The following is a 12,737-nucleotide window of genomic DNA, read 5'->3' on the forward strand; positions in this document are numbered from 1 at the left end:
CCTAAACCTAAAAAAAGCCCCGGCTAATTGCCAGGGCTTGTTCACTTATTATAAATAATTATCTTGGCCCTTCGCAATGAAGAATCAATAAATTAAGTTCACGTAACGCCACCGAGAATTTAGCAAAGTCATGACTTTGAGAAACTTTAAAGTCAGCTAATAGATGGAACCAGCGCTCTAACAGCTTCTCATTATTATCAATCCATTGCTGAATGATCGAATCAGCATCACAGGTATCTGTACAAGCTCTTAGTACTGTTGAACTGAGTGCACGTTGCTGCCAATCGAGTTCTTCTCTAAAAGCTGCTCGAGCTAATGCTTGCCAATGGTTAGATACAGGTTGAATACTGATTTGTTCAAGGAACCAATGTAATTCAACTTTTGCACCCAATCTAAAATAAGTTTCAGCAACTAACTGAACTGACTTACCTTCAATATCTGCAATCTGGGCAATATCTAACGCTGAAAACAATGTACTCATTTTAGCAACAACTTGCGCTAACTCTTGTGGTACCTTCTGTTCTGTTAATGATTTAATTTCAGTTGAAATTGCAATCACTTCAGCAGCAATCATGTACTGATCAACATTGGTTTTCAGCTCTTCAAACACAGGTTTAAAGAAGGCTACCGTTTGCTCAATATTCTCACCTTTATTGCGATGGCGGATAAACCAACGACAAGCACGGCGCATATTACGGCGCAATTGATGCAGCATTTCACTTTGTACATCAGCAGCTACAACACCATTCAATTCAGTAATCGAATGAGTTAAGTCAGCTAAACCAAAAACTTCGCGGGCCATAGTATAGCAAATTGCAGCTTCAGCGACTGTGGCACCTGTCTCATCTTGCATGCGTTGTACGAAGTTAAAGCCCATGTCATTCACTAGCTCGTTGGCTAATGAGGTAGCAATAATTTCACCGCGTAGTGGATGAGCAATCATCTTATCAGCATATTTATCTTGCAACTGCTGCGGGAAATAAGCTGTGAGTAATTTACTTAAGAAAGTATCTTCAGTTATTTCAGGAGTGACTAACTGCTCTTTTAACACCATTTTACCATAAGCAACTAGTACAGATAGTTCAGGTCTAGTTAACGGACGATTATTCGCTAAACGCTCAGCAAGCTCATCATCAGTCGGTAAAAACTCAAGTGCTCTATCGAGCTTACCGTCTTTTTCAAGATATTGAATATAACGAATGTGCTCTTTAAGCTGTGAAATACCATCAGCTTGCGTTACAGAAATAGTGCGAGTTTGATCGTTACAATCTTGTAGTACAATCTCACCCACTTCATCAGTCATTTCTTCAAGTAAGCGGTTACGCTGTTTAACGGTTAACTCACCATCTGCTACTAAAGTGTTTAGCAAAATTTTGATGTTAACTTCGTTATCTGAACAATCTACGCCGCCAACGTTGTCGACGAAATCAGTATTAACACGGCCGCCATTAGCAGCAAATTCAATACGACCTAGTTGAGTAGCACCTAAGTTACCGCCTTCACCAATAATTTTAGCGTTGAGCTCGTTACCATTAACACGAATAGCATCGTTTGCTCGATCGCCAACTTCAGCATGAGTTTCTGAAGTTGCTTTGACGTAGGTACCGATACCGCCATTCCAAATTAAATCAACACGCATTTTAAGCAATGCTTGCATCAGTTGGTTTGGTGTCATGGTGTCTAAATCAGTTTCAAGCATTGCTTTGATTTCTTTAGTCAGCTTAAGTGACTTAGCTGAACGATTGTAAATCACTCCGCCTTTAGACATCAATTTAGTGTTGTAATCTTCCCAACTTGAACGCGGTAAGTTAAATAAACGTTCACGTTCTACATAACTTTTTTCAACGTCAGGGTTTGGGTCAACAAAAATGTGCATATGGTTGAATGCAGCCACAAGCTTAGTATGACGTGACAACAACATACCGTTACCAAATACGTCACCCGCCATGTCACCAACCGCTAAACATGTAAAGTCTGTAGTTTGGCAATCAATACCTTCTTCACGGAAGTGGCGTTTAACTGACTCCCATGCACCTTTCGCTGTGATACCCATTTTTTTATGGTCGTAACCGTTGCTACCACCCGATGCAAATGCATCACCTAACCAGAAGTCATACTCAATGGCGATTTCGTTAGCAATATCTGAGAATGTTGCAGTACCTTTATCGGCCGCTACCACTAAGTACGCATCGTCTTCATCGTGACGAACCACATCTTTAGGAGGAACAACTTTACCTTCGATAATGTTGTCACTAATGTCGAGTAAACCGCGGATAAATAAGCGGTAACAAGCTTGTCCTTCATTGAAGAAAGCTTCACGACCGCCATCTGTAGGCAGTTGCTTACAAACAAAGCCACCTTTTGCACCCACTGGCACAATAACGGTATTTTTAACTTGTTGCGCTTTTACTAGACCTAATACTTCAGTACGGAAATCTTCACGTCTGTCTGACCAACGCAGACCACCACGAGCCACTTTACCACCACGTAAATGCACACCTTCTACGCGCGGAGAATATACAAAAATCTCAAACTTCGGTAATGGACGCGGCATTTCCGGGATATCTTCAGGCAAGAATTTAAACGAGATATAAGGTTTATTCTCATTTTTAGATAATGTCTGATAGAAGTTAGTACGCAAAGTGGCGTTAATTAAATCTAGGTAACGACGAATAATACGATCGTCATCTAGGCTAGATACATCTTCAAGACGTAAATCCACCTGCTCTAAAAACTTACTTAACGTACGTGTTTTTAACTTAGGATTGAACTTACGAATAAACATTTTAACCAATAAGTCAGCAATTTGCGGGTAACGGTTAAATGTTTCCTCAATGTAAGATTGGCTGAATGTCGCATCGATTTGGCGCATATACTTAGCATAAGCACGTAAAATCGACACTTCACGACCTGTTAAGCTGGTCGCTAGAATCATTCTGTTAAAGCCGTCGTCCTCAAGCTCTTTATCCCAAACTTGTGAAAGTGCATTTTGGAAACGATCTTGGCTATCGGCCAAGTTATCAATAGCAGCGCCTTGCACTGTCATTAAGAAATCTAAAATCCAGAATGTATGACCATCAGCAGTTTTAACTTCATACGGACGTTCATTGATCACACGAAGACCGAAGTTTTCAAGCATTGGTAAAACATCAGAAAGATGAATAGGTTCATCTTTATGGAATAATTTTAAGCGAACCTTATTATCATTCAGCGCAGTTTCTTGCGGCTGGTAAAATAACATGCCTAATTTATGGTCGTCATTTAATGCTTCAAGGTGTTGAATATCCACTACCGCAGAGCTTGGCAGTACATCTTCTTTATAACTTGGCGAAAACGCCGTTAAATAACGTTTTGTAAGGCCCGTTCCAGACTGCTCACCTAACGCATTGTTAAGCGAACTGTGTAATTTGTCTTCCCATGAGCGAGCCGCTTCAATGAGGTTTTTCTCAATAGCAGCCACATCGACGTCCATATTATTATTGTCAACTTTAATGATGTAATGGGTACGCGCTAAAGTTGATTCTGAGAAGTAAGTGGTAAACTCAACATCTTCACTACTGTTAAAGTGTTGAGCCAAAATACGCTGAGTGTCTTGACGTAACTTGGTGTTATATCTGTCTTTAGACACATAAACTAAGCAAGATAAGAAGCGGCCAAAGCCGTCTTTACGAACAAACAATTTAAGTTTGTCTCGATCTTGCATTTGTAATACACCACGAGCTATGTCAGCAAGTTGATTTTCTTTTGCTTGAATTAGCTCATCGCGAGGAAGGTTTTCAAGAATGTTCATCAACGCTTTGTAATCATGAGAACGAGGAGCTAATCCAGACTGCTCCATAACGCGCTCTACTTTACCAGCCAATAACGGGATTTCTCGCGGGCTACGGTTATACAAGTTCGATGCGTACAGGCCTAAGAAACGGTCTTCACCAATCACATTACCCGCTTTATCAAAACGCTTAATACCAACATAATCTACGTAAGCTGGACGATGAACACGGCTCTTAGTTGAACTTTTTGTCAACACAAGCAAGCTTTCATCAAGCGCTTGTTTACGAGCGGATGCTGAGAACGTCGACAGTAACAAACCATGTTCAGACTGCTGATTACGTGAACGAGTCATTAAGCCTAAGCTAGACTCTAAATCAGGGACCAGTTCTACATCACCTTCGACACGTTTAAGCTCGTAGTAACGATAACCCAGCAGCGTAAAATGATGATTATTTAAGTACGTCAGGAAATTAGTCGCTTCTTCCATTTCAGCTTTTTCGCCAGGAAATGGCTGCTTTGGTAATTTTTTGATCGTGTCAGATAATTTATCTGACATTTGTTGCCAATCATCTACTGAAGAAACAACATCAGCAAACACTGACTCTAATTCTTTACCAATCGCTTTAATATCGGCTTCGCTGCTTTGACGATCAATTTCAATTAAAAATACAGCCACGTTTTCAGTTGCTTCTGGTGCATCTTTAATAAAAGAAACTTCTTTAACCAATTCCTCATCACGGACTAATGCAACTGGTGTGTGTAACACCATATGCGCCGTAATCCCCATGCGGTTTAATGCCATAGTCACCGAATCAACCAAGAAAGGCATATCTGGTTGAATTATTTCAATAATACTATGGGTAGATTGCCAGCCATGTTTTGACTGACTAGGGTTAAACACACGGATGTGGCTGTTGGTTTTAGCTGATTTGTTTAGCGCATTCCAAAGGCTTAATACTGCACCATAAAGGTCGCTGTCATTACGAGCATTTAAGTCGTCTTTTGACATATGGGCATATATACAATTGGCAAATTGCTCAACTTGTTTAGCTTGAGAGTTAGGGACTTTTTTATGAATTAAATTGACTACATTTTCTAGTAGTACTGAAGGCATTGCATCTTTAAAGGCCATGTTGCAGTTTCCTTAAGCGTTTATGGCAGCGCTTTTATCATTATATTGGATGCTTCGGCTTGTTGATTCAGTCTAAAACTGAGATCTGGAGCAAAGTTTATTACTAATTAACTGCTATATCGAGCACTATTTTAGTGGTAGATCCTCTAAAATCCTTGTTAACACAAGAATTATAGCCACTATTTGACCAATCAAGCGTTTAGATAGAGTAACTATGCAAAAAAAAGAGGAGCCTAAGCTCCTCTTGTTGATTCTAAACTGTTTGTTTACTTGGGTTTGCGCCAAAAGATGGCTGATAACGCAGGTAAAATAATTATCGCACCCAACATATTCACTAAAAACATGAAAGTTAACAAAATTCCCATGTCCATTTGGAACTTAAGTGCTGAGAAGAACCAAGTACTGACACCAATCGCTAATGTTAACCCAGTAAAGATAACCGCACTGCCACGTTCAACGAGTGCTTCAAAGTACGCTTGTTGTACTTCCATTCCCTGAGTCAACTTACCAGACATAGTGGATAAAATATAAATACCGTAATCCACACCAATCCCAACACCCAAGGCAATGACTGGTAAAGTACTCACTGCTAAACCTATATCTAACCAGGTCATTAAGGCTTGAGCTAACGTCGACACCACGTATAAAGGCACAATCACTGCAACTGTTGCTTTTAATGAGCGGAAGCTAATAAGACACAGTACAAACACAGCGCCATAGACATAAATCATCATTGGTAGCTGCGCTTCACTTACGGCTTCATTTGTTGCAGCCATAACACCAACAGGGCCGGATGCGAGTTTAAATTGCAAAGTATCTGTGTTTAATTGCTCAGCCACTTGCTTCACTTTAGCAATAACGACTTCGATGGTTTCAGCTTTATGATCTTTTAAAAATAAGAACACAGGCATAACCGAACAGTTGCCGTTTAGTAATCCGGAGGTTGTAGGCACACGTCCCACAGCTTGCACTAAGCTTGCTGTAGTTCGAGGCAGAACTTGCCACTTAGGGTTACCTTCGTTAAAGCCAGCGTTCACGCGCTTAGAAACTGACGCTAAACTTGCGGTTGATTCAACACCAGGTGTATTACCAACCATCCATTCAAACTGATCTATTTCATTTAATAGCGAATGGTAGGTACAGGCTTCAGGTTTAGCTTCGACAATTACCGTCATGTAATCGGTTGTTATCGAGTAATTATCGGTAATGTGGAAAGTATCTTGGTTATAACGAGAGTCTAAATGAAGCGCTGGTGCACCGCCTTGTAAATCACCAATTTTCATATTGCTCGCTTGTTGAAAACCAAACCCATATAAAATTGCAGTACTGATTAGTACAATGACTGCATATTTAGGTGTGGCGAATCGAGAAAGACTGCGCCATAAATTTTCAATTTTTGCTTTCTTGACCGGATCTTCTTTAGTCGGCTTAATCGTTGTGTATGAAATAACTAAAGGTAATAGGATAAGGTTGGTTAAAATAATAACTGCGACACCAAGCGATGCCGATATTGCAAGCTCTCGAATAATACCAATATCAATGGCCAATAAGGTTAAAAAACCAACTGTATCAGATAATAACGCTACGCCACCAGGCACTAATAAACTGCGAAATGCCGACGCTGAAGCCGCTTTGGTATTTTGACCATCGAGTACACGACGTCTTACAGCATTAATCATCTGAACGCCGTGACTCACACCGATCGCAAAGACCAAAAATGGCACTAGGATGGACATAGGATCTAAACCAAATCCGACCACAGTCAGCAAGCCTAACTGCCAAGTTACTGCTACTAAACTACATACAAGCGGTAATATCGTCAGAATGAGTGACTTCGAAAACAGGTAAACCATCACCGCTGTAATTAAAATTGCGATTAAAAAGAACAGTAAAACCCCTTTTGCCCCTTCAGCAACATCACCCGCCATTTTTGCAAAGCCAATGATATGGATTTTAATGGTGTCAGTTTCGTATTTACCGCGAAGTTGATCTTCTAATTGTTTAGCAAATTGAATGGTATTGAGAGGCTTAGTAGTAATGTCTTTCTCAGCGCCCTCTGATTCAGCCATTTCTTCATCAGTTTTAGCGACAAAGTCCATTAACTGCGCTGTTAACATGGCAGATGAATAATCATTAGAAACTAAACGACCGACGATACCCGCTTTTTCGACGTTATCGCGTACAACATTGAGTCCGTAATCATCATTACGAAAATCAGCAGGAATAACAGGACCGCCCGCAAAACCGTCTTCGACGACTTCTGTAAAGCGCGTTGAAGGCGAGTATAAAGATTTCACTTGTGAGCGTTCAACACCAGGGATAAAAAACAGTTCATCGTGAACTTTTTTAAGGGTATCGAAATACTCAGGGTTAAATATATTACCACTAGTATCTTCAACAGATACCATAATCCTATTGGCGCCTCCAAAATCTTTTTGGTGCTTGGTATAGGTTTTCATGTACTCATGATTCAGTGGTATGTTTTTACTGAAAGCCGCATCCATTTTTAACTGGCTAGCTTGGTAACCAAGAAAAAGTGTAATAAGTATGAATGAAAGGATCACCCACATGCGGTTTCTGAAAAGATGGGTTTCAAATCCATTGACCAGTTTTTCTAACATCTTATCGGCCCTATTATTGTTGTTTTATTTTTATACAAACTTAGTATCAATTCTGTTCAGTTTTAACAGTAACATTAATAATCTGTTACCTGCCCCCCGATACTGAACTAACTCGTCCTGAGAATGACTATCCCTACTCTACTTGAGCTGAAATAAACCTTTTGAACCAGCAAACCAAACTTGACCTTGATTGTCACTTTCTATGGCGACTATATTTTCGCCTTGTCTTCTAGCAACAATATTTGCACTATCATTGCTGTCTAACTCGATGATGACACCCGCATTACCAACAAGGTATAAGGTTCCTTTCTCAGTAATAAAGGCATTATTAATCGATGATTTAACGGGCAATTCAATTTCTTGCCACTGGCTAAATAGCTTATCAGTTTTAAATACATGGCCGCGTAGACCCATCACAAATACAGCGTTATTAGCTTCAATAGCACTAAACATTGAACCTTCATAATCGAAGGGCTGTGCGGTAAAAGTGAGTCCATTGTCACTGGATGTAGCCACTAAACCGAGTTCACCTACCATTAATAATTGATTGTCTGATAACTGAATAACACGATTAAAATGTGGTAAAAGTGCAGCGCGCTCTGATAGGTACAATGCTTCATCTTCTGCTTTTAAATCTGCTAGATATGAAACATCTTCAGGAAATAGTAGTTCTTCATGAAACTCTTGAACCCATTCATTACCGCCATCAGCTGTGCGATAAAACAGGCCATAAGCACCTACTGCAATACCTTCTTGTTCATTGAAAAATAGAATATCAAGCAGTGGTTTTTCAACCTCAGCGGATTGAAATTGTACTTGCCAAGTGAGACCACCGTCCTCAGTGTGGATGATAGTGGCATCATGGCCTACTGCCCAACCTTGCTTTTCATTTAAAAAGAATACTTTGGTTAACTGTGAAATAACTGGAGAGCTAATTTGCTTCCAATCCTGCTGTTGATTAACAAGTACATGACCCCGTTCACCGACCGCAACAAGGCTATCACCTGCTTTGGCGATATCGAGAACTAGAGAGGATTCTGCTAACGGTTGGATCTGAACAGAAAGAGGATCGAATTGAGCATTAACTGACGCAGTAGAGATTAAACAACCTAAGCTGATTGCGACAACATTGCGAAGTGTGCGAAACGACATACAAACTTCCTTAGAAATAATAGGGGCGCATGGCGCCCCTTAAAGGTCTTAGCGAATACCTGCACGACGAAGTGCGTCAGGTGTGAAATTAGCTTCAGAAAGCTTGGCATCAAAATCGTACATGCGGCCTTCGTTATCTAATCCCATAGCTAAATAACGACGAGATTGTAAATCGTGGAAAATTTCTAACGTGCTCCAATGAGTAGGAACTTCATAGTAGTTAATCGAATGAGCAGTACCAACGCGGTACAATTCATCACGGTTATCATACATATCAGTTAGCGATACTTGCCAAGAATCTTCATCGATGTAGAAAACACGTGTTTTATAAATATGACGCATGCCATCTTTAAGGGTTGCTTTAACTTCCCAAACACGGTGCTTTTCCCAACGAGCAAACTCAGGGTTAATATGACCAGGAGTTAAGATTTGATCGTATTCAAGCGAGTCTGAATGAAGCTTATAGTCGTTATATGGAATATAAAGTTCTTTCTTACCAACAAGTTCCCAGTTGTAACGTACTGGTGAGCCATTGAACATATCGAAATCATCGGTTGTTCTTAAGCCATCAGACACTGTACCTGGCGTATCGAAAGCCACATTTGGTGCTTTACGAACACGGCGTTGACCTGTGTTATATGTCCAAGCTTGACGAGGTAACGCTTCTTGATCCATTGTTTCTTTTACAAGCAGTGCAGTACCAGCAAGACGTGCTGGTTGACGTACAACTTGCTTAAAGAAGAACAAGGTATTCGTTTCAGCGAGCTTATCAAGTGTAATCTCTGGACGGCTATACTCAAAACGAATCTCTTCAGCAGTTTCGATCAAGGTGTAAGCGCCACCTTTGGTAGGCGAAGCTTGGCTACGATACGTTTCAACATCAACACCGCGGTAACGCAAGATATGGTTCCAAATAACCTCTAAACCAGTTGATGGGATAGGAAATGGAACACTGATAGATGCCCCACTCACACCATTACCATTTGAAACAAGCTCAGCGTTTAATGCATTCGCTTTAGTCGCATCATATACATATTGCGGCAGTGAAGCTGTACGACGGGTTTCATAAACATTCATCTTGTATGTATCAGGATACAGTTCAAAAAGTTTGTTTTGACCCGGGGTTAAAAATTCAGCGTACTGTGCTTTATTAGCATTAGTAATAGTGAATAGAATTTTATCCGAAGGAAAAGGATCTGGGTGATGCATGCCCTTTTCATAACCCGCTACAGGAGAGGTAATCCCATTATCCCAAGCTGGAATTGAACCGTCAGCGTTCCCCGCTTTAACAGCACCAATAGGAGTAAGTTCATTACCCAATTTAGCTGCTTCGGCTTCAGATACTTTCGCCATCGCTGCAGGTGCGCTAAACGCCATAATTACTGCAGCCGATAATATCGTCAGTTTCTTCATTATTATTATCCTTCTAGATAGAATACTTGACGTTGAACGAGACGTAATCTCGATCTGTCATTGCATTAGTTGTTCCTACACCACCGAAGAAGCTGTTGTAAGAAATATCTGCACCCCAGCGGCTGCGATAATCAAAATTTACGCCGACTGCGACTGATTTACGACCTTCGGTAAATAAGAACATTGGATCAGGTGTAATACCATCAACGTCATGTGAGAAAATCACACGTGGTGACATATTCACACCAGCAAAGATATTATTGTAGTCAGCTTTGGCAACTAAGCGATAACCCCAAGCAAAGTCTGTTGGAAACGGATTAGTTTCAGGACCATCATGAAGTGCTTCGATGATGCCTGGCATATCAGGGTTACCACCCGAACGTGCTGTTCCTGGGCCGTTTAAGCGTAACTCGTCAAAACCTGGCATATCATGGATCCACACACCACCAATCTCAGCAAGCATAGTCAGGTTATCTGTTCCTAATGTAGGGCCAAATAAATGCGTGAACGTAGCCTGTGCTTGAGTGGTATCAGATAAAATAAACCCATCGATAGACTCGCCAGGTTGAACACCTTCAATTTGAGAAATACCGTCTAAATCAGGACGAATATCAGCTTCAGCTAATTGCTGCGGCATTCCAGCAAACAATAACTCTACGTCATCAATCTGTAATGGCTCATCGATTCGGTGAGAGATTTCACCCGCTACAGATGTGTCACCTACCAAAGTGTTAAAACTGAAACCATATAATTGGATATCTTCAGGATAAACAATTTGTGCTTTAGTGAAGGTTTCCATACTAAGCAGTAATTCACGGTCAATTTCACCACCACTTGCCATTAACTTTCCGAAATCAGCTGAAACAGCATCACTGGTAAAGTTAGATGCTGTACCACTAATAAGTGGACGACGGCTATGATAGTTTATGTAGTACAGACCAAACTCTGTTTCACCTAAAGACGGTGCATAATAACCTAATTTGACACCGTACTGTCCGTCATCACTTGGCTCTGCTTCATCTTGAACCAAGGCGACTTTAGTAGCATAAGGTACCATTAGACCAGCATATGCAGCTGCAATTTCATTGTACTCATCAGGAGTGGTTGCTGCAGCTAATGCTGCACCAGCAGCGCCATATAATGCAGTATATTCAGACATTAAAAATTCAAGGTTGATATCTGGATTAGCATTGAAACCTAACTGTGCATTTTGGCCATAACCACCAAAACCAGCGAAGTCATTGGTTGCAAAGTTCGAACCCGGAGTAGGAACCCAAATTGGCTCCCAATCATATTGATAAAATGCTTCAACCGATAAATTATCAGTCACACCTAAAGAAGCCCAAACCATACCTTGTGGACGGAATGCTTCTTTAAGTTCTGCACCAGGTGCATTCAAAATATTTAAATCGACAGCGTTAATCACACCAATACCATGTGGAATTAATGTACTTTCCCCCCAAGACACCACTTGGTTACCCACGCGGACTGAAAGCGGGTTTTTACCGTCATTTAAATCAAAGTTACCGTAAACAAAGGCATCTAATAGACGTACATCTTTACATTGCACTTCTGATGCGCGGTCATCTTCACACGGATCAAATTCATTGCCTGTAAGTGGGTCATTAAAGTCGTAATCACCATCGTTTAATTTACGATCGTAAAAATACATCCCACGCACGAATAACCCAAAATTCTTATATTCTAAAGACAGCTCATGCAAGCCTTTAAAAATTTCAGAAGTGGTATCGCCCTGAGAGTAAAGTAAATTACTTAAGTCGTTGTTACTTGAATAAGAGCCTGGTTGGCTCCAGATTTGAGAAGTGGTGTATTTTGGTGTTTGGCCAAATGGCGCACCAAAAGCAGAATAACCAGACCAATCAAACTGTGGTTGGTTAACTTTACCGATTTGCCCTTCCCAATCACGCTCAGAAACACGCCAGCTTGCGCCAACAGTCCAAGTCGAGTCAAAGGTGCCTCGTACTTCACCCCAATCAAATGAAACAGCATTAGCGCTACTGCTCATCCCTAAAGTCAATGCCGACACCACCCCCAAAGCGAGTGCCGACTTGTTAAAGCGTCTTTTAACAATATTCATTTTTGCTTCTCTCCGTAACCTGCCGGATTCGTTGTTATAGGATTTGAACCAACATTTTGTTAGCCTGCAGGCAACACCATTGTTACAGCAATTAACATCATTGAGCAAGTTCAAAAAACATTAAATTTGTTAACGAAATGGTGTAGTTAGGAGAAATTTAAGAAGAATAAACGAACGCTTATTTGAATTAGATCACACGAATGGACTACAGAAAGAGATAAGAAGAATATAATATTTAATTTACAATAACTTAGAGAAAACCAAGTGAAGCTAAATTACCATTTAACAATCAATTGGTCGTTTGAAGTAATTGCTCTAAATTTTATTCAGAGAAATAAATTTTCCAGAAGATTCTAGACGTAAAACGAACTGTCCATGGATACCTGCAGAGCTCACGAATGGTCTAAAATATTTACCATTAATATGTAATATTTTGCCATTCACATCCTTTACTTCCACATTCTTAACCGTTCCTTGGTAATAAGGTAGAAAATCTTTGAAACTAATATACATCGAAAATATAAATTGCATGACTTAATCATTTAACTAT

Annotated in this window: 6 protein-coding genes; all 6 read right to left on the reverse strand. The window is 40.4% G+C overall.

Features of this window, described 5'->3' with window-relative positions:
• Positions 1-58: 58 nt before the first annotated feature.
• Positions 59-4,903, reverse strand: a complete 4,845-nt coding sequence (locus L2735_RS09070; protein WP_248984392.1) for an NAD-glutamate dehydrogenase — start codon at positions 4,901-4,903, stop codon at positions 59-61.
• Between the two features lie 266 nt (positions 4,904-5,169).
• Positions 5,170-7,524 carry an efflux RND transporter permease subunit gene (locus tag L2735_RS09075; protein ID WP_248984393.1) on the reverse strand — a complete coding sequence of 785 codons (2,355 nt, stop codon included), beginning with the start codon at positions 7,522-7,524 and terminating at the stop codon, positions 5,170-5,172.
• Positions 7,525-7,662: 138 nt separating this feature from the next.
• Complete coding sequence (locus L2735_RS09080) at positions 7,663-8,676, reverse strand: WD40/YVTN/BNR-like repeat-containing protein (protein ID WP_248984394.1); 1,014 nt, start codon at positions 8,674-8,676, stop codon at positions 7,663-7,665.
• 48 nt (positions 8,677-8,724) lie between these two features.
• Complete coding sequence (locus L2735_RS09085; RefSeq protein ID WP_248984395.1) at positions 8,725-10,089, reverse strand: DUF1329 domain-containing protein; 1,365 nt, start codon at positions 10,087-10,089, stop codon at positions 8,725-8,727.
• Between the two features lie 13 nt (positions 10,090-10,102).
• Positions 10,103-12,187: a DUF1302 domain-containing protein gene (locus tag L2735_RS09090; RefSeq protein ID WP_248984396.1), complete on the reverse strand. Its 2,085-nt coding sequence runs from the start codon at positions 12,185-12,187 to the stop codon at positions 10,103-10,105.
• Between the two features lie 315 nt (positions 12,188-12,502).
• A complete protein-coding gene (locus tag L2735_RS09095; RefSeq protein WP_283104587.1) occupies positions 12,503-12,718 on the reverse strand; it encodes a DUF2835 domain-containing protein in 216 nt (71 codons plus the stop codon).
• Between the last annotated feature and the right edge of the window lie 19 nt (positions 12,719-12,737).

Source organism: Shewanella olleyana (assembly GCF_023283825.1).
GTDB classification, from domain to species: domain Bacteria; phylum Pseudomonadota; class Gammaproteobacteria; order Enterobacterales; family Shewanellaceae; genus Shewanella; species Shewanella olleyana.

Excerpts from the sequence above, each read along its gene's own strand:
- L2735_RS09085 (WP_248984395.1), bottom strand. The coding sequence starts at position 10,089 with ATGAAGAAACTGACGATATTATCGGCTGCAGTAATTATGGCGTTTAGC.
- L2735_RS09075 (WP_248984393.1), bottom strand. The coding sequence starts at position 7,524 with ATGTTAGAAAAACTGGTCAATGGATTTGAAACCCATCTTTTCAGAAAC.
- L2735_RS09080 (WP_248984394.1), bottom strand. The coding sequence starts at position 8,676 with ATGTCGTTTCGCACACTTCGCAATGTTGTCGCAATCAGCTTAGGTTGT.
- L2735_RS09095 (WP_283104587.1), bottom strand. The coding sequence starts at position 12,718 with ATGCAATTTATATTTTCGATGTATATTAGTTTCAAAGATTTTCTACCT.
- L2735_RS09090 (WP_248984396.1), bottom strand. The coding sequence starts at position 12,187 with ATGAATATTGTTAAAAGACGCTTTAACAAGTCGGCACTCGCTTTGGGG.
- L2735_RS09070 (WP_248984392.1), bottom strand. The coding sequence starts at position 4,903 with ATGGCCTTTAAAGATGCAATGCCTTCAGTACTACTAGAAAATGTAGTC.